This is a genomic window from Sphingomonas sp. 28-62-11 (genome assembly GCF_002278865.1).
GTDB lineage: Bacteria > Pseudomonadota > Alphaproteobacteria > Sphingomonadales > Sphingomonadaceae > Sphingomonas.
Genome location: NZ_NCGB01000047.1, coordinates 1 through 18,422, shown reverse-complemented (window position 1 = coordinate 18,422; position 18,422 = coordinate 1). Strand labels below are relative to the sequence as shown.

The 18,422-nt window shown below is 62.5% G+C and carries 19 protein-coding genes and 1 pseudogene; 10 read left to right on the top strand and 10 right to left on the bottom strand.

All coding sequences use genetic code 11. From position 1 onward, the window contains the following. Window positions 1–102: 102 nt before the first annotated feature. Together rpsT and mutM are read right to left on the bottom strand one after the other, a co-directional pair. Window positions 103–366, bottom strand: coding sequence for a 30S ribosomal protein S20 (rpsT, locus tag B7Y49_RS13435; protein ID WP_374128110.1), 264 nt, complete (start codon window positions 364–366; stop codon window positions 103–105). 101 nt (window positions 367–467) lie between these two features. Further along, entirely contained in the window at window positions 468–1,280 is an 813-nt protein-coding gene (gene mutM, locus B7Y49_RS13430) for an Fpg/Nei family DNA glycosylase (RefSeq protein ID WP_374128109.1), read from the bottom strand. A gap of 59 nt (window positions 1,281–1,339) precedes the next feature. Between mutM and B7Y49_RS13425 the strand changes: the two genes are divergently transcribed. The 7 genes and pseudogenes from B7Y49_RS13425 to B7Y49_RS13395 all read left to right on the top strand — a co-directional run bounded on the left by B7Y49_RS13425 (window position 1,340) and on the right by B7Y49_RS13395 (window position 7,502). Beyond that, entirely contained in the window at window positions 1,340–2,071 is a 732-nt protein-coding gene (locus tag B7Y49_RS13425; protein ID WP_374128108.1) for a class I SAM-dependent methyltransferase, read from the top strand. 31 nt (window positions 2,072–2,102) lie between these two features. Beyond that, window positions 2,103–3,638: a 2-polyprenylphenol 6-hydroxylase gene (gene ubiB, locus B7Y49_RS13420; RefSeq protein ID WP_374128107.1), complete on the top strand. Its 1,536-nt coding sequence runs from the start codon at window positions 2,103–2,105 to the stop codon at window positions 3,636–3,638. 1 nt (window position 3,639) lies between these two features. Beyond that, window positions 3,640–4,758 (top strand): hypothetical protein, encoded by a 1,119-nt coding sequence (locus B7Y49_RS13415; protein ID WP_374128106.1) that lies wholly within the window; start codon window positions 3,640–3,642, stop codon window positions 4,756–4,758. Further along, window positions 4,755–5,950: pseudogene (gene coaBC, locus B7Y49_RS13410) on the top strand (bifunctional phosphopantothenoylcysteine decarboxylase/phosphopantothenate--cysteine ligase CoaBC). The gene B7Y49_RS13415 and the pseudogene coaBC overlap by 4 nt, the downstream one beginning before the upstream one ends. After that, window positions 5,947–6,390, top strand: a complete 444-nt coding sequence (gene dut, locus B7Y49_RS13405) for a dUTP diphosphatase (RefSeq protein ID WP_374128105.1) — start codon at window positions 5,947–5,949, stop codon at window positions 6,388–6,390. Before coaBC ends, dut begins: the two are co-directional and overlap by 4 nt. Beyond that, window positions 6,391–7,140: a HesA/MoeB/ThiF family protein gene (locus B7Y49_RS13400; protein ID WP_374128104.1), complete on the top strand. Its 750-nt coding sequence runs from the start codon at window positions 6,391–6,393 to the stop codon at window positions 7,138–7,140. Then, window positions 7,137–7,502 (top strand): DsrE/DsrF/DrsH-like family protein, encoded by a 366-nt coding sequence (locus B7Y49_RS13395; protein WP_374128103.1) that lies wholly within the window; start codon window positions 7,137–7,139, stop codon window positions 7,500–7,502. Before B7Y49_RS13400 ends, B7Y49_RS13395 begins: the two co-directional genes overlap by 4 nt. A 61-nt stretch (window positions 7,503–7,563) precedes the next feature. Here B7Y49_RS13395 and B7Y49_RS13390 read toward each other — a convergent pair whose 3' ends face one another. Next, entirely contained in the window at window positions 7,564–8,631 is a 1,068-nt protein-coding gene (locus B7Y49_RS13390; RefSeq protein WP_374128102.1) for a dTDP-glucose 4,6-dehydratase, read from the bottom strand. Window positions 8,632–8,743: 112 nt separating this feature from the next. After that, window positions 8,744–9,619 (bottom strand): UTP--glucose-1-phosphate uridylyltransferase, encoded by an 876-nt coding sequence (gene galU / locus B7Y49_RS13385; RefSeq protein WP_374128101.1) that lies wholly within the window; start codon window positions 9,617–9,619, stop codon window positions 8,744–8,746. A 123-nt stretch (window positions 9,620–9,742) separates the two neighbouring features. On the opposite strand from galU, the gene wecB reads away from it, so the two are divergent. Beyond that, window positions 9,743–10,894: a UDP-N-acetyl glucosamine 2-epimerase gene (gene wecB / locus B7Y49_RS13380; RefSeq protein ID WP_374128100.1), complete on the top strand. Its 1,152-nt coding sequence runs from the start codon at window positions 9,743–9,745 to the stop codon at window positions 10,892–10,894. After that, entirely contained in the window at window positions 10,878–12,176 is a 1,299-nt protein-coding gene (gene wecC, locus B7Y49_RS13375) for a UDP-N-acetyl-D-mannosamine dehydrogenase (protein WP_374128099.1), read from the top strand. Before wecB ends, wecC begins: the two co-directional genes overlap by 17 nt. A 21-nt stretch (window positions 12,177–12,197) precedes the next feature. Here the strand turns inward: wecC and B7Y49_RS13370 are convergent, their stop codons facing one another. The 5 genes from B7Y49_RS13370 to rpsU all read right to left on the bottom strand — a co-directional run bounded on the left by B7Y49_RS13370 (window position 12,198) and on the right by rpsU (window position 15,792). Then, complete coding sequence (locus B7Y49_RS13370; protein WP_374128098.1) at window positions 12,198–12,320, bottom strand: DUF2474 family protein; 123 nt, start codon at window positions 12,318–12,320, stop codon at window positions 12,198–12,200. Continuing rightward, on the bottom strand, window positions 12,320–13,324 hold the full coding sequence (cydB, locus tag B7Y49_RS13365) for a cytochrome d ubiquinol oxidase subunit II (protein ID WP_374128097.1): 1,005 nt from the start codon (window positions 13,322–13,324) through the stop codon (window positions 12,320–12,322). Before cydB ends, B7Y49_RS13370 begins: the two co-directional genes overlap by 1 nt. After that, window positions 13,321–14,733: a cytochrome ubiquinol oxidase subunit I gene (locus B7Y49_RS13360; protein ID WP_374128096.1), complete on the bottom strand. Its 1,413-nt coding sequence runs from the start codon at window positions 14,731–14,733 to the stop codon at window positions 13,321–13,323. Before B7Y49_RS13360 ends, cydB begins: the two co-directional genes overlap by 4 nt. Window positions 14,734–14,871: 138 nt before the next feature. Continuing rightward, window positions 14,872–15,510, bottom strand: coding sequence for an FKBP-type peptidyl-prolyl cis-trans isomerase (locus B7Y49_RS13355; protein WP_374128095.1), 639 nt, complete (start codon window positions 15,508–15,510; stop codon window positions 14,872–14,874). A 75-nt stretch (window positions 15,511–15,585) separates the two neighbouring features. Beyond that, window positions 15,586–15,792 (bottom strand): 30S ribosomal protein S21, encoded by a 207-nt coding sequence (gene rpsU, locus B7Y49_RS13350; RefSeq protein ID WP_034160206.1) that lies wholly within the window; start codon window positions 15,790–15,792, stop codon window positions 15,586–15,588. 161 nt (window positions 15,793–15,953) lie between these two features. Here rpsU and cysS point away from each other — a divergent pair, with 161 nt between their 5' ends. Further along, on the top strand, window positions 15,954–17,381 hold the full coding sequence (gene cysS / locus B7Y49_RS13345) for a cysteine--tRNA ligase (protein WP_374128094.1): 1,428 nt from the start codon (window positions 15,954–15,956) through the stop codon (window positions 17,379–17,381). A gap of 89 nt (window positions 17,382–17,470) precedes the next feature. On the opposite strand, the gene B7Y49_RS13340 is transcribed toward cysS, so the two are convergent. Continuing rightward, window positions 17,471–18,088 (bottom strand): outer membrane protein, encoded by a 618-nt coding sequence (locus B7Y49_RS13340; protein ID WP_374128093.1) that lies wholly within the window; start codon window positions 18,086–18,088, stop codon window positions 17,471–17,473. Between the last annotated feature and the right edge of the window lie 334 nt (window positions 18,089–18,422).

Genomic DNA, 18,422 nt, shown 5'->3' with positions numbered 1-18,422 from the left:
TGGCCCGTGCCGTGCCATAATCGGCCAAACGTACCCCCAAAGCACGACAAAAAGCCCGCCGGAAAGCTCCCGGCGGGCGAATTGTAACGAAACCGTAACGAGTTAGGCGAGTGCCGAAACGCGCTTGGTGAGGCGGGCGAACTTGCGCGACGCCGTGTTCTTATGAAGGACGCCCTTGGCAACGCCGCGCGCCAATTCGGGCTGCACAGCGGCCAGTGCCGTTGCGGCTGCGTCCTTGTCGCCCGAATCGAGAGCCGATTCGACCTTCTTCACGAACGTCCGGATACGCCCGACGCGATTGGTGTTGATCTCCGCACGGCGGTCGTTCCGCCGGATACGCTTTTTCGCCTGTGGCGTATTCGCCATGCCGTCCTCGAACCTTTTCAATGAAAAAGGGCGGGGGAAATTTTCCCGATCGCCCTTCGAAAGCGCGCCTCTTAACCCCGGTGGACCTTGCGGTCAACAACTCAACGCTGGCAACGATTGCACCAGAACGTCGAGCGCCCACCTTCGGGGCGGCGAAGCACCGGCGCGCCGCACCCGCACACCTCCCCCTCACGGCCATAGACCCGCCATTGCTTCGAGAAATAACCGAGCTCGCCATCAGGCCGAGCATAATCGCGCAGTGTCGAACCGCCGGCGGTGATGGCTGCTGTGAGCACGCTGCGGATTGACTCGACAAGCGGCACGAGCCGGGTGCGGGCGATCCGCCCGGCGGGGCGTGACGGAGCAATGCCAGCCATGTGCAACGCCTCACAGACATAGATGTTACCCAACCCCGCCACAATCCGCTGATCAAGCAGCATCGCCTTGATGGGAGCCGCCCGCCCCTCCAATGCGCCGCGCAGATAGGCAGCGGTGAAATCGGGGCCCAATGGCTCGGGGCCCATTGCGGTGAAGGGTGGATAGGCAGCAAGGCTGTCTGTCGAGACCAGATCGACCGACCCGAACCGCCGCGGATCGTTGAGCGACAGCGTCCGCCCCGCCGTGGTGGTCAGCACCAGATGATCATGGGTCAGCGTTTCGCTCGGATCGACTCGCCAGCGGCCCGACATGCCGAGGTGAAAGATCATCGTATCACCGCGATCGGTATCGATCAGGCCATATTTGGCGCGGCGACTAAGCCCGGTCACGCGCGCGCCTGTCAGGCGCTGCCCCAGATCGACCGGGAATGGCCGCCGCAAATCCGCGCGGCGCAGCACGACACGGTCGATCCGCTGCCCCTCCAGCACGGGACGCAGACCAAGGACCGTGGTTTCAACTTCGGGAAGTTCAGGCATTTCGCCTTGGCAGCTAGGTTGGGTTTGCCCCGTCCACAAGGCCAAGCTAGAGCGACCGTATGACTGATACCGTCTCCTTCGGCTATGAAGACATTGCCGCTTCCGAAAAAACCGCCCGTGTGGGCGACGTCTTCAAAAGCGTCGCGCCTTCCTATGATCTGATGAACGACGCCATGTCCGCTGGCATGCACCGGCTATGGAAGGACCGATTCGTCCGCCGCGTGCAACCGCGCACCGGGGAGACGATCCTCGACATGGCCGGCGGCACCGGCGACATTGCGTTCCGCATGGCACCATCCGGCGCCGCAATCACGGTCGCCGATATCAATCCCGCGATGCTCGAAGTCGGCATTGAGCGCGCTTCCAAGCGCGGCATCGACGGGCTGGTCTGGACCGAAGCCAATGCCGAGACCCTGGTTTTCCCCGACCGGTTTTTCGATGCCTACACGATCGCGTTCGGCATCCGGAACGTCACCGATATCCCAAAAGCGCTGCGCGAGGCGAACCGCGTGCTGAAGCGCGGCGGGCGGTTCTTCTGTCTCGAATTCTCGACCACATTGTGGCCGGGATTTGCCGACGTGTACGACCTCTATTCGCACAAACTGGTGCCGCAGCTCGGCAAGATGCTGGCGAAGGATGAGGACAGCTATCGCTACCTGATCGAATCGATCCGGCGCTTCCCGGACATGCAGACCTTCGAACGGATGATCGCTGACGCAGGGTTCATCCAGACCAAGGTCGAACCCATGCTGGGCGGGCTGGTTGCAATTCACAGCGGCTGGAAGATTTGATTTTGGCCCATCGTGAATTGGGCGGCCGCGTATGACCGCCCCCGCCGTCCATCTCTGGCGCCTAATGAAATGGGGGCGCACGCTTGCCCGCCACGGCGCGCTTAGCGGGATCGAGCGTGATCCGAACACGCCGCCTGCGGTGCGTCGCCTTGCCCGAATCGCGCGCTTCGGCGTTCGCTTGCCGGCAACGCCGGGCTATGCCGATGCGCTTCAAGCGATTGGCCCCGCCGCGATCAAGCTCGGCCAGACGCTCGCGACTCGCCCCGATATCGTCGGCGACGCGGCGGCAAAGGACTTGCAGCGACTGCAGGATGCCCTGCCCCCCGTCTCGTTCGACGTAATCAGCGCCGCCATGACCGCCAGCTTTGCGCGTCCGCTAAGCGACCTTTTCGCCTCGATCGACCCCGTGCCGGTCGGTGCCGCATCGATCGCGCAGGTCCATCGCGGCGTGACGACCGATGGCCGCACCGTCGCGATCAAGGTGCTGCGTCCTGGCGTCGAGGAAGAATTCAACCGCGCGATCGATACCTACCAATGGGCGGCAGCGCAGGTCGAATCGATGGGCGGCGAGTTCGCCCGGCTCCAGCCTCGGCTGGTGATCGAGACGTTCAAGCGCTGGACCGCGCGCGAACTTGATCTCCGTCGTGAGGCTGCCTCTGCCTCCGAACTTGCCGAAGCGATGACGGCGGAACCCGATTTCGTCGTGCCCGCAATCGATTGGCAGCGCACCACGGGCGGCGTGCTGACGCTCGAATGGATCGACGGCATCAAAATGTCTGATCGACAGGCGATGCTGGCGGCGGGGCACGACCCCGCGCGGCTCGCGCACATATTGGTTCACGCGTTCCTTCGTCAGGCGATTGCCGAAGGGTTTTTCCACGCCGATCTGCACCAGGGCAATTTGTTCGTGCTACCCGGCAACCGGATCGCCGCGATCGATTTCGGCATTATGGGGCGGATCGACCGGCGGGCGCGCGTGTGGCTGGCGGAGATTCTTTACGGCTTGATCACCGGTAACTACCGCCGCGTCGCCGAAATCCATTTCGAAGCGGGCTATGTGCCGCCGCACCACGACGTCGCCGAATTCGCGACGGCGCTCCGCGCGGTGGGGGAGCCGATGCGGGGCATGTCCGTGAAGGACATGTCGGTCGGCAACATGCTCGACGGGCTGTTCAACATCACCCGTGATTTCGACATGAAAACGCAGCCGCATCTGCTGCTGCTGCAAAAGACGATGGTGATGGTAGAGGGGGTGGCGACCGCGCTCGATCCCGATATCAACATGTGGGAGACTGCAGCGCCGTTCGTGCGCGAATGGATCCGGACCGAACTTGGCCCCGAAACCTTCGTCGCTGACCGGCTGACCGCTGATCTCAAAACGCTGGCGCGCCTGCCTCAGTTGATCCGTAATATCGAACGACACTTCCCCGATCCAGGTGGCGCGCCACCTGCCCCGCCGTTAAAGGAAATCGAGGTTGTGCGGATCGGTGGCGGCTGGCGTTATGCCGCCGTCGCGTTGCTCGCATCGGGGATCACCGTGACGGCGACATGGATGGTGCTGGGATAGCATGGCCCGGCCGCGACCGCCTTTATGGCTTGGATCGCCAAGCCGCTTTGCGACGCTGAAGGCACCCCGCGCCAAATCCGGGCTTATCCTGCTCGCGCTGTTTCTCACCTTTTGCCTCAGCGCGCTGTTCGTTGCCGGTCCACCGCCGGTGAGCCGCGATCCGGCCAACCGCGCGGAGGATCAAGCCGATGTGATGCTGTACGAATCGATCGTCGCGGGGGTACGCGGCGGGGGTGATTATTACGCCGTAACCGCATCGGCACTGCGTGCCGGCGATTATCCGTTGCGACCTTTTGTCACCTTCCGCCTGCCGACGCTCGCGATCGTGCAGGCCTATCTGCCCCCGCCGATTACGCTGTTGCTCCTCTATGGGCTTGCAGCGGCCGTCGTGCTGGCCTGGTATGTTCGGCTACGACGCGCGATCGAGCGACCTCCGCCCCAGGCGATCGCGCTGGTGCTGCTGATCGGCGGCATGGTCGCGTTTTTACAACCTTCGCTCACGGCTTTTCATGAGATCTGGGCCGGGTTGCTGATCGCGCTGTCGCTCGCGCTGCGGCGACCGGGCCGCTGGATCACCCCGGTCGCGATCGGCCTGATCGCAATGCTGATCCGCGAAACGGCGGCGCTTTATGTGATAGTGATGCTCGGTATGGCCATGATCGACGGCGAGCGGCGTGAGGCGCTGGGCTGGGCCGCGGCGCTCGGCGTACTCGCGATAGTCGTCGCCGCGCATGCTTATGCCGTTGGGCAAGTCGTCGGCCCTGCCGATCCGGCATCGCCCGGTTGGGCCGGGATGCTCGGCTTCGGGTTTTTCGTGAAGACGATGTCAATCTCGACCGCGCTTAACCTCGCCCCCGAGTGGGCATCGGCGCTGCTGGTTGGACTGGCCCTGTTCGGCTGGGCGAGTTGGCGCGATCCGCTCGCGGTGCGCACGCTGGCGGTGTTTGGTGCTTACGCGCTGCTGCTCAGCCTGTTCGGACGACCCGACACCTTTTACTGGGGCTTGCTCGTCGCACCGACAATCCTGGTCGGGCTGGCCTTTGCGCCCGATGGGGTCCGCGATTTGACCGTCGCCGCGCTCGACAGCCGGCGCATTACCGTGACAAGGAGCGTGCGATGAAACGCATCCTCCTGATCGTCGGCGGCGGGATTGCCGCCTACAAAGCCTGCGAGCTGATCCGCCTCGCCCGCAAGGCCGGGATCGGCGTGCGCTGCGTGCTGACTGCGGGCGGCGCGCAGTTTATCACGCCGATGACGCTGGCGGCATTGTCGGAAAATCCCGTACACACGAGCCTGTGGGATCTGAAGGATGAGGCCGAGATGGGCCATATCCAGCTGAGCCGCGAGGCCGACCTTGTGGTTGTTGCACCCGCCACGGCCGATTTGATGGCAAAGATGGCGGCAGGGATAGCCGATGATCTGGCGACCACCTTGCTGCTCGCCACCGACAAGCCGGTACTCGCGGCCCCCGCGATGAATGTGCGGATGTGGCAGCACCCGGCGACGCGTCGCAACGTGGCGCAGCTGCGCGCCGACGGCATCACCGTGATCGAGCCCGATGAGGGGCCAATGGCATGCGGCGAATTCGGCCCCGGCCGCCTGCCCGAGCCTGAGGCAATCCTGGCGGCGATCCAGCAAGCGCTGGCGGGCTGACAACGATGCTGACGGGCAAACACATCATCGTCACCGCCGGGCCGACGCATGAGCCGATCGATCCGATACGCTATCTCGCCAATCGGTCATCCGGCAAACAGGGCTTTGCGATTGCGGGCGCGCTGGCAGCGCTGGGCGCGCGAGTGACGTTGATTGCCGGGCCGGTGAGCTTGCCAACCCCGTCGGGCGTCGACCGGATCGATGTCGAAACCGCGCTTGAGATGGGGGCGGCTGTAGACGCATCGCTGCCCGCAGATGCTGCAGTGATGGTTGCCGCCGTGGCCGACTGGCGCGTCACCCCGAGCCCCCAAAAGATCAAAAAGGGCGCGCGCGCGCCAACGCTGATGCTGGTCGAAAACCCCGATCTGCTGGCGACGCTCGCCCGCAGCCCGCAACGCCCGGCACTCCTCATCGGCTTTGCCGCTGAAACCGAGCGAGTCATCGATCACGCCACCGCGAAGCGCGTCCGCAAAGGCGCCGATTGGATCGTTGCCAATGATGTGTCAGGCGATGTGATGGGGGGAGAGGCGAACACCGTGCACCTCATCACCGCAGCGGGCACCGAAAGCTGGGAACGGATGGCGAAGGAAGACGTGGCAACGCGCCTTGCTGCGCGCATCGCTGATAGCCTTGGGGACGACCGGGGGAAGGCCGCATGAACCCGATTACCATTGCCATCCAGCGCCTCCCGCATGGAAGTGACCTTCCTCTCCCCGCTTATGCGACATCAGGCGCGGCGGGCATGGATGTGGTTGCAGCCGAGGCGCTGACGCTTGCACCGGGTGCGCGGTACGCGGTCAGCACAGGGTTTGCCGTTGCGATTCCGGACGGGTTTGAGGTGCAGGTGCGCCCGCGTTCCGGGTTGGCACTGAAACATGGCATTACCTGCCTCAACACACCCGGCACGATCGACAGCGATTATCGTGGTGAGGTGAAGATCATCCTCGCCAATCTAGGCGATGCACCGTTCGCGATCGCGCGCGGCGACCGCATCGCGCAGCTCGTACCCGCCGCCGTCCAGCGTGCTACGCTGAGCGAGGTCCACAGCCTTGACGAAACCGTGCGCGGCGCCGGTGGCTTCGGCTCCACCGGGGTCTAGGTGCTCAGCGACGCTCAGCTCGATCGCTACGCCCGCCACATTGTGCTGCGCGAGATTGGCGGGGGTGGGCAATCGCGATTACTCGGCACGCATGTAGTGGTGATTGGAGCGGGCGGGATCGGATCGCCCGCGCTGCAGTACCTTGCCGCCGCCGGGATCGGACGGCTGACGATCATCGATGATGACCGGGTCGACCTGAGCAACCTGCAACGCCAGACAATTTTCGGGACGGCAGATGAGGGGCAGGCCAAGGCGGCAGCGGCGGTGAAAGCAATTGCGCGGCTCAACCCCGACGTGACGGCAGTACCGGTTGTCTACCGGATCACTTCAGATAATGCCGCAGCGTTGATCGCTGGGGCCGATGTGGTGCTCGACGGGTGCGATAACTTCGCCACACGCCTTGCGGTCGCCGATGCGGCCCACACAGCACGAATCCCGCTCGTGTCCGCCGCGGTGGGACAATTCGAGGGGCAGCTGGGCGTGTATCGCGGCTGGGAGCCCGCCTTGCCCTGTTATCGCTGTTTTGTCGGTGCAGACCCCGATCGCGCCGATGCCAGCTGTGCCGATCAGGGCGTGCTCGGCGCGATGACCGGTGTGCTGGGCAGTCTTGCCGCGATGGAGGTGATCCGCGCGATCGTCCCCTTCGGGGAAGCGACCACCGGCAAACTGTTGATCGTCGACGCGCTCGATTTCCGCTTCCGCACACTGGCCTTGCCCAAGGACCCTGGCTGCCCGGCGTGCGGGACATGACCGGGCTCACCGTGATCGTCACCACGCCCGATCGGGTGCGGTTTCGCGCGGGGCTGACGCTGGCGATTGCGCAACGTGCGCTGGGTGGGCGGGTGCGGCTCTATTGCCACGAGGCGAGCGTGGCGCTGCTCACGCAGGCACTGCGCGACGATGATGACAGCGCGGCGCTGGCAAGTGCCGGCTTGCCCGACCGGCAGGGGCTGATCGCGATGGCGCAGGCCAATGGGGTGACGCTGATTGCCTGCCAGACCGGGATGGCGATGATGGGGCTGGCAATGGACGGTCTCGCGGACGGCGTCGAGGCCGGCGGAATGATGGGGCTGCTCGCTGATCTGGGGGATGATCGGCTGGTGACAGTTTAAGGCGGGAAGACTTTTGTTTCACCCGTTTGTTTCGAACGAAGGGACGAGAGACAATCGTTGTCTACCCTGCTGCCGCCCGCCCCATCTCCACCCGCGCGCGATCGCGATAATCGTCGATCACCTCGGTCAGTCCCTCGACGAACGAAATTTCGGGCCGCCAGCCGAGCTCGCGCTCGATCCGGGTTGGGTCCACGGCGTGGCGGCGGTCCGCAGCGCGGCGATCCTGCAGGAAAGTGATGAGCGAGCGCCGTTTACGGCCATCGGCGCGCGGTTCGATCCGGTCGAGCAAGTCGCAGATCGTCGCCACGACCGCCAGGTTGTTATGCTCCTCGCGCCCGCCGATCGAATAGGATTCGCCCGCGTGACCGTGAAAGAACACTGCCTGCAGCGCCCGGGCATAATCCTCAACATGCAGCCAATCCCGCACTTCCGATCCCGCGCCGTACACGGGCACGCGAATGCCCTCGATCGCGTTGATCACGGCATGTGGGATGAGTTTGCCGGGTTTCTGCCAGGGCCCATAGCCAGCACTGGCGTGCGAGAGGACAACCGGCAGGCCAAAGCTGGTATGCCATGCGCGTACCAGATGATCAGCCGCAGCGCGCGCTGCCGCGATCGGCGCGCTTGGCCGATAGGGTGCGTTTTCGTCGACCGCAATCGAGCCGGCCGAGCGATCGCCGAACACGGCGTTGGTCGACACATGATGAAACCGGAACCGCGCCCGCGCATCGGGCAGCAAATTGCGCCAATGCTCCAGCGACGCTTCGAGCAGCTGAAAGGTGCCGCCGACATTGGTATCGATGAAGGGCGGCATCTCTCCCGGGTTGCGATCGGCGCGGCCTTCGGCAGCAAGATGGATCACCCCGTCGACCGATTCCTCCGCCATCACTTGCGAGACGAGCGCTCGATCGAGGATATCGCCCTCGACGAAACGGTAATTGGGCTGATCGGCGGGCACCGCTAGCGCGGCAGAATCGACCGAATCGACCAGTGAGTCGAGATTGACGACGCGCATCGACCCGTTGCTCGCCAGCAGCCGACAAACGGCCGAGCCGACAAAGCCCGCCCCGCCGGTGACCAGTATCGTGCGTTCGGGCGGGGTATAGGTGATCTTGATCGGCACGCGCATCACCACGCGACAGGCCACACACCGACAATCGACGAAACACGCGACATGGCATTGAACCCGCTTGAAAAACTCAAACCGAATTTACCGGTCAAATCTTAAGCGAACCTTGCACTTATTCGCGTGCGAGCAGGTTCAGGGCGAACTGGCGAACCGCCGGGCCGATATCATCGCGGGTCAGCGCCACCGCCAGATTTGCCTGAATATACCCGGCTTTGTCACCGCAATCGTAGCGCGTGCCGTCAAAGGTCAACCCGTGAAACGGCTGTTGCCCAATCATTCGGGCCATTGCGTCGGTCAGCTGGATTTCCCCGCCCGCGCCCTTTTCCTGCGTTTCCAGTACCCGCATCACTTCTGGCTGCAGGATATAGCGGCCGATGACCGCCAGGTTCGACGGCGCAGTACCGGGGGCAGGTTTTTCGACCAGCCCGTCCACCTCGGTCAACCGGCCGTTGCGCAGGCCCGGTGTAATGACGCCGTATTTGTCGGTCTGATCTTCGGCCACTTCCTGCGCGCAGATCATGTTACCGCCGGTCATGTTATACGCTTCGACCATCTGGCGGAGACAGCCGGGGGTACCGACCATGAAATCGTCGGCGAGCAAGACTGCGAACGGTTCATCCCCCACGATATCACGCGCGCACCACACGGCATGGCCAAGCCCCATCGGCTCTTGCTGGCGCACATAGGCAACCGCGCCGGGCGTCAATCGCGTTTGATGGAGCAGTTCCATCGATTTGCCGCGCGCCGCCATCGTGGCTTCAAGCTCGTAAGCGATATCGAAATGGTCCTCGATCGCCGACTTGCCCCGCCCCGTAACGAAGATCATCTGCTCGATTCCGGCATCCAGCGCTTCGTCGACGGCATATTGGATCAACGGTCGATCGACGATGGGCAACATTTCCTTGGGCAACGCCTTGGTGGCGGGCAAAAAGCGCGTACCCAGGCCGCCAACGGGGAATACTGCCTTGCGCAAGGGCTTGAACGTCATGATCGTCTCCATTGAAGCGCCGCCCGTAACGGTGTGCCGCGCTACTGGCAAATTCTCTGGTTCGGTGGTTGTGAACCGGTCAACGTTAGCGCCGCTTTAAGCCGCATCGATTAAGGCATCGCCATGTCATTCGATCACTCGCCATCGCGCCCGCCACGCATCCTCGTGATTTTCGGCACTCGGCCCGAGGCGATCAAGCTGTTCCCGGTCATTCATGCGCTGCAAGCGCTGCCCGGGCTAACGACGCGGACGTGCGTGACGGCGCAGCATCGCGGGTTGCTCGATCAAGTACTCGGCATCGCGGGTATTGTGCCCGACATCGATCTCGACCTGATGGAGCCCGGTCAGACGCTCGACCGGTTGACCGCGCGGCTCCTTACCAGCCTTGGCGACGTTATGGACGCCGAAAAGCCAGATCGCGTCATCGTGCAGGGCGATACCGCCACCGCGATGGTCGGCGCGCTGGCAGCCTATTATCGGCGCGTGCCCGTCAGCCATGTCGAGGCGGGGCTTCGATCGGGCGATATCTATCACCCGTTCCCTGAAGAGGTGAACCGCCGTATCGTCGCGCCGATCGCCGACCAGCATTTCGCACCGACCCAGACAGCGGCGGATGCGCTGCTGCGTGAAAACATCGCCGCAGACACCATCCACGTCACCGGCAACACGGTGATCGACGCGCTGCTGGCGACACAGGCCAAACTCGTTGCCGATCCTGCGCTGGGCGCTGGTCTGGACGATATTACGGCGCGCTTTAAGGGCAAACGGATTGTGCTGGTCACCACGCATCGGCGCGAAAACTTCGGCGGCGGGATGGAGAATATCGCCCGCGCGATTCGCCGGATCGCGGCGCGCGATGACGTGGCGGTGATCTTCCCGGTCCATCCCAATCCCAATGTCGTCAGCGTGATGGATGCGGTGCTGGGGGATCAGCCCAACATCGCCCGAATCGATCCGCTCGATTACCCGCATTTCGTCCGCACGCTCGGGCTGTGTCACATCGTCCTCACCGATTCGGGCGGCGTGCAGGAAGAGGCGCCTGCGCTCGGCAAGCCCGTGCTTGTCATGCGCGAGACGACCGAGCGGCCCGAAGGCGTTTCAGCGGGCACCGCCAAGCTGATCGGCACCGACGAAGATCGCATCGTTTCCGAAATCTTCACCCTGCTCGACGACAATGGCGCCCATCAAGCGATGGCGCGCGCGCACAATCCGTTCGGCGACGGCCACGCATCGGCTAAGATTGCAAAGGTCGTCGCGGATGGTTTCGGACTCTGAACTCAAGGTCGCGGTTCTCGGGCTTGGTTATATCGGGCTGCCGACGGCGGCAGTGATTGCGCGGACTGGGGTGCAGGTGCTGGGCGTCGATGTAACGCAAAGCGTGGTCGACACGGTGAATTCGGGCAAAGTCCATATCGAGGAAGTCGATCTCGACGGGCTCGTCTCGGGTGTGGTTGCCCGCGGCAATCTGCGCGCCGCAACAATGATCGAGCCGGCCGACGTGTTCGTCATCGCCGTCCCCACCCCGTTCGGGGAGAATCACGCGCCTAACATCGGCTATGTCCTGCAGGCCGCGACCACGATCGCCACGGTGCTCAAGGCAGGCGATGTCGTGATCCTAGAATCGACTTCGCCCGTCGGCACGACTGAAAAGGTGCGCGATCTGCTGAGCACCCTACGGCCTGACCTGAAGGTGCCGGGCAAGTCTGGGGAAAGCGCAGACATCGCCATCGCCTATTGCCCCGAACGCGTGTTGCCGGGGCGCATCTTGGTCGAGCTGATCGACAATGACCGGGTGATCGGCGGTATCACCCCCCGCTGCGCGCGCAAGGCGCTCGCCTTTTATCGCCGTTTCGTGCGTGGCGCCTGTGTGACGACCACCAGCCGCGCGGCCGAGATGACCAAGCTCACCGAAAATGCGTTCCGCGACGTCAACATCGCCTTTGCCAACGAATTGAGCCTGATCGCGGACACGATGGGCGTCGATGTGTGGGAAGTGATCCGGCTCGCCAACCGCCATCCCCGCGTCAACATCCTGTCCCCCGGCCCCGGCGTCGGCGGGCATTGCATCGCAGTCGACCCGTGGTTCCTCGTCAGCGCCGCACCCGAACAGACCCCGCTGATCCGCACCGCGCGCGAAGTGAATGACGGCAAGGTTGCGCACACCGTCGCCCGTGCCATCGATCTGATCGAACGTGTGCCCGGCGTGCCGGTCGCGTGCCTGGGGCTGGCGTTCAAAGCGAACATCGACGATTTCCGCGAAAGCCCTGCGTTGAAGGTGGCGGCGGACCTCGCAGCGTTGTTCGGCGACCGGATCCGGATCGTCGAGCCCTATGCCGATACCCTGCCCGCTGCCTTCAATGGCACCGCCGCCCGACTGATCGATATCGATACCGCGATCGAGACCTGCCCGGTGATGATCGTGTTGGTCGATCATGAGCTGTTCAAATCGGTGCCGCTCGACGAGCGCGCGGACAAGCTGGTGTACGATACCCGCGGCATCTGGCCCGATCAGCCCCCGGCTGTCATCCCGAAGGTCGATCTTCGCCTCGCGGGCTGATCCGTCAGCGAAAGGTCCGGCTTACGGCTTCAACCACCACCGGATCACCGCGGCGACCATCGCGAGTGTGCCGACGCTGGCAATCCAGATGATCGCCATCCAGGCCAGTTGTCGCCATAATGCGGGGCGCGGTTCGGATGCCATCAATGATACCCGTCCCCCACCTTGCCGCGGAACACCCAATAGGCCCAGGCGGTGTAGCCAAGGATCAGCGGCATCATTAGTCCGACGCCGATCAGCATGAAGATCTGGCTGTTTTCAGGCGCGGCAGCATCCCAGATCGATACGCTGGGCGGAATGATATAGGGGAACATGCTGATACCCAGCCCGGCAAAGCTCAGCGCGAACAGCCCGAGCACCGTCAAGAAGGGCACGATCTGCGCGCCCTTGCCAAGCGCCCGCCAGAAATACAGGCCGAGCACACCCACCAGTAATGGCACCGGCGCGACCAGCAGGATGTTCGGGAAGGTGAGCCAGCGGCTGTAATAATCCTGATCAAGGAACGGCGTCGCCGCGCTGACCGCAGCGATTGCCGCCAGCGTGATCAGCCCGAACTTGCGGGCGAGGCGATACGCATGGACCTGCGTCTGCCCCTCTGTCTTGGCGATCAACCAGCAGGCACCGAGTAGCGCATAGCCCGCCACGACACTTCCGCCGGTCAGCAGCGAGAACGGCGTCAACCAATCGAGCCAGCCGCCCGAATAGGCTCGCCCGGTTACTTCCACCCCCTGCAATAGCGCGCCGAGGATAATGCCCTGCGCCAGCGCCGCGGTAATCGATCCGCCGGTGAACGCCATATCCCAGAATCTGCGATGCGACGGATCACGCCAGCGGAATTCGAACGCGACGCCGCGAAACACCAGCCCCAGCAGCATCGCGATGATCGGCGGGTAAAGCGCCGGCATGATGATCGCATAGGCCAGTGGAAACGCTGCAAACAACCCGCCGCCGCCTAGCACCAGCCAGGTCTCATTCCCGTCCCATACCGGCGCGATCGCGTTCATCGCCTGATCGCGTTCCTTGCCCACCGCAAATTCGGGAAACAGGATGCCGATGCCCAGATCGAACCCGTCGAGCACGACATAGGCAAACACCGCAAAGGCAATGATGAACGCCCAGATCGTCGACAGATCATAATTCACGCTCATGCGATTTCCTCCGCGAGTTCGCGGGCGGGGCCCTGTGATCCGACGCCGCCGGTGCGGATGGGCGCGTTATCGATATCACGCTCGCCGGTATGGGCACCGGCCGCCATCAGTTTCAGGATATACCAGGTGCCGACACCGAACACCGCGAAATAGACGACCACGAACGCGATCAGCGATGCGCCCACAGCCGGTGCCGCCAATGGCGAAGCGCTGTCGACCGTGCGCAACAAGCCATAAACGGTATAGGGTTGGCGTCCGACTTCGGTGGTGATCCACCCGGCAATCACCGCGACAAAGCCAGCTGGCCCCATCACCAATGCCGATCGATGTAACCAGACATTGTCGTAGAGCTTACCACCCAACCGCGCGATGAGCCCCCATAATCCGAGCGCCAGCATCGCCAGCCCCAGCCCGACCATCACCCGAAACGACCAGAACAGAATCGCCACCGGTGGCTGCTTGTTGAGCGGCACGGTATCGAGTCCGGCAAGCGGTGCATTCATGTCATGCTTCAGGATCAGCGACGACGCCCTTGGAATCTCGATCGAATAATCCATCCGCCGCTTTTCAGCATTGGGGATGCCGAACAGGATCAACGGCGCGCCATTCGGGTGGCTCTGGTAATGCCCCTCCATCGCCATCACCTTGGCGGGCTGATACTCCAGCGTATTGAGCCCATGTTCGTCGCCTGCCAAAATCTGCAAGGGCGCGACCACCACGATCATCCCCATCGCCATCGCGAACATTTTGCGCGCATGGGGCTCCGCATTGTCCCGCAGCAAGTGCCACGCGCCGACGGCGCCGACCACCAAGGCCGTCGTCAGATACGCCCCCATCACGGTATGGACGAGGCGATAAGGGAAGCTGGGGTTGAAGATGACCGACAGCCAGCCATCGACCATGACGAACTGGCCCTTGTCGTTGATGCCCCAACCCTGCGGGGTCTGCATCCAGCTGTTCGCGGAGAGAATCCAGAAAGCCGAGATGAAGGTGCCGACGGCGACCATCAGCGTGGCGGCGAAATGAAGCTTCGGCCCCACCTTGCTCATCCCGAACAGCATGACGCCGAGGAAACCGGCCTCAAGGAAAAAGGCGGTGAGCACTTCGTAGGCGAGAAGCGGCCCCAGAATCGGCCCGGTTTTGTCCGAGAACACGGCCCAGTTGGTGCCGAACTGGTAGGACATGACGATGCCCGAGACGACGCCCATCGCGAAGGTGACCGCGAAAATCTTCAGCCAGAATTTGAACAGATCGAGATAGACGCTGTTCTGCGTGCGCAGCCACAGCCCCTCCAGCACTGCCAAATAGCTCGCCAGCCCGATCGAAAAGGCGGGAAAGATGAAGTGAAAGCTGACCGTGAAGGCGAACTGAATCCGCGCAAGAATAATCGGATCGAATGCATCGAACATGGCGACATCACCTCTCGCGGTCGCTCTGCGCGCGACCTCGCCATGGTGCAAGTGCGCACGATGCAACCATGATAACGCTTGGTGCAGCAATAGGGCCCGTAGCGGCGCGATAAAATCGCGCCGCTCATCAGCCGTCGATCATTGTGCGGGTTGCGGTGGGGCCTGGGGCTGCGGCGCGGCGCCGGGTGCGGGCGGACCGCCCTGGATCTGCTGCTGCAATTGTTGCTGCATCTGCTGTTGCTGTTGCGCTTGGCGCAGCACGCTTTCAGGCAGGAATTCGAGCAACTCGATATCGAAGATCAGGATTGAACCAGGTGGCAGCTTGGCGGGATCAGGTGATTGCTCGCCATAGCCGAGCTCGGGCTTGATCCAGGCGCGGATTTTCGCGCCCTTCTTCATCGTCTTCAGCGCTTCTGAAAAGCCCTTCACCACGCCCGCTACAGGCAAGGGGGTGGGCTGCTTCGATGCGTCGAACACACTGCCGTCGCGCAGCGAGCCGGTATAGTTGATCAACGCAACATCGGTATCGGTCGGTTGGAGATCGCCAGCACCTTCCTTGATAACGCGATATTGCAGGCCAGATGCCGTTTCGACCACCCCGGCCTGCGTCTTGTTATAGGCCAGAAAGGCGGTGTTATCGCCCTTGTCGGCCACCGCGCGTGCGGTACCAAAGAAAGCAAGTGCCACCGCCAGCACGACCGCGAGCGCAATCCCCAGCCATAACAACGTCAGCGTCCCGCGCTTGGTCGGCGGAATCGGCACGGCGGTGATCGACATGGGGGCGTTCCAGCAATTTTGAGTGTCGTCAGCGGATAAGGGGCACCGGCCCCCTATCCCAATACCAGCGGTATCTTACCGGGCGCCGTCGCGCTCCAGGCGCTTGCGCTCAAGCTTGCGGGCGCGGCGGACAGCAGCAGCACGCTCACGAGCACGCTTTTCCGAAGGCTTTTCGTAATGACGGCGCAGCTTCATCTCACGATAAACGCCCTCACGCTGCAGCTTCTTTTTCAGGGCCCGCAGCGCCTGATCGACGTTATTGTCGCGAACGATGATTTGCATAAACGCCCAAGTCTCCGAATGAATAGATAATCGTCGTCGCAGACGTTGGTCCGCGCCGTATCAGGCACCCCCTATCAGCGTGATCGCGGCATATCAAGTCAATTGGTCATGCTGCAGGGTGACGAATTGCAGCGCACCGCACCCGCCGCTATGGCCGCGCGATGACCGAGACCCCGCTCAAACTCTATAACAGCCTTTCCCGATCGATCGAGACGTTCGAGCCGATCGATCCGAGCGACGTGCGCGTCTATACCTGCGGGCCGACCGTCTATAACTATCAGCATATCGGCAATATGCGCGCTTTCCTGTTCGCCGACACGCTGGGGCGAGTGCTGCGGTGGAAGGGGTATCCGACCCGCCACATCATCAACATCACCGATGTCGGCCATCTGACGAGCGACGCCGATGCCGGCGACGACAAGATGGAGAAGGCGGCGGCTGCGCAATCGAAATCGATCTGGGACATTGCTGCGCATTATACCGAGGCGTTCAAAGCGGACGTCACGCGGCTGAACATCACCACCGTCACCGAATGGACGGTGGCGACCGATCACATCCCGCAAATGATCGATTTTGCGAAGGCGATCGAGAAGGATTGCTACCAGATCGAGGGCGGGCTGTACTTCGATACCTCAAAGGTGCCGAATTACGGTGCGCTCGCCCGCGCCACGACCGAGGACGGCGAAAACCGGATTGATCCGGTATCGGGCAAGCGCAACGCCGCCGATTTCGCGATCTGGCGCAAATCACCGCCCGGCGAGCAGCGCCAGATGGAGTGGGACTCGCCCTGGGGAAAAGGCGCGCCCGGCTGGCACCTCGAATGCTCGGTGATGAGCCTTGCGCATCTTGGCCACCCATTCGACATCCACACTGGCGGCATCGATCACCGCGAGATCCATCACCCCAATGAGATCGCCCAGAATCAGGCGTATTGCGGTTGCGCCGATACCGGCGCGCGCATCTGGATGCATAACAACTTCCTGCTCGATCGCAGCGGGAAGATGAGCAAGTCGGCGGGCGAATTCCTGCGGCTGCAGACGCTGGTCGATGCGGGCTTTCACCCCCTCGCCTATCGCCTGATGTGCCTGCAGGCGCATTACCGCAGCGAGCTTGAGTTCAGCTGGGACAATCTGGTGGCGGCCAATGTGCGCCTGAAGCGGCTCGTGATGGCAGTTGCCAACCTGAAGATCCGCGACGATGGATCGATGAAGGGCGAAGCAACCGACTATCGAAAGCAGCTCGAAGATGCCGTCAGCGATGATTTGAATACCGCGCGCGCTTTGCCTGCGCTCGAAGAGATGCTGGCGGACAAAAAGCTGTCGCCTGCCGTCCGGCTCGCCGGGCTGGTGGATTTCGATGGCGTCCTTGGCCTTGATCTGGCGGCGATTGACCGCACCGACCTGCGTGTTCGTCCGGCCAACGCCACGCTGTCCGAAGCCGAAATCGACGCGCAGCTCGCCGCCCGCAAAGAGGCTCGGTCCGCGAAGGACTTTGCCCGTTCCGATGCCATCCGCGATGCACTGTCGGCAGCGGGTATTGAGGTGATGGATGGCGATCCGCTCGGGTGGGACTGGCGCGTCGAAATTTAGCTCTTCGCCCTACAAACGAATAGCGGCGAGAGAGGCTTTTCAGCCTTTCTCGCCGCCATCGACACCTGAGCTTTCGCCAGTGTCCGGACTTATTTGAACCGGATACCCACGGTGCCCATCACGCGCTGACGCGACGTGTGATCGTTATACTGCGAATAAACATACTGGGCACCAACATAGAATGGCACCTTCGCTTCGGGGCTGCTCAACGTATACTCGACGCCGCCGCCGAGCTGATAGCCCGTCGTATTGAAATTGTTATAGAATCCAGTCTGACCGGCAGGCGCATCGAACCGCTTACGCTGTTCGTTGACGACATAGCCGCCCTTACCAAACACCAGGAAGTTCGGCGAAACCAGCACACCGGCGCGGACGCCGACGCCGAATTCTTCAAATGACTTATGACAAATGGTGCCACCCGTGGCGCCAGGGGTACAGTTTTCGTTCCAGTTATTGGCGCGCCAGAAAGATGCTTCTGGGCCGATGACGATGCGCTTGCCGATCTGGCCGTCGAAACCGATCGTGCCGCCATAACCGAACTTGGTGTTGTTCACACCCTGCGACTGAAAGCGATCGCCACCAACATTGGCTTCAGCACGAAAACCACGAAACGACGTGCCATTAGTTGATTCACTTTCTTGAGCAGCCGCCGCTGAAGCGGAGGCGATCATACCAAATGCTGACATCGCTAAAACCAAGTTGCGCATACAAAACTCCTGTACTTCTTTGAAATCGAGTTCTGCTGAAACACCTGTCTTATTAGATGTATCCGGTCATGTTCGACAAAATTGAAAGTGTTGCTGCATTGCAACACATTAATAATATTACGGATTCGTAATGATGTTGTTCGATGTAGAGGGCTGATGTTGGCATTATCGGCATTTTCTTGCGCCAGCCCGATCGTGCGTGGCGACCCAAATTCTCCAACACATATCGCGAATCAACAGCCTAGGCTGCGCCCAATCGAGGCGCTACGCTGCCTGCAAAAGAATGACAGGAGCGGATCATGACCCTCAAAACACCCGAAGAATCCCTAGCCAC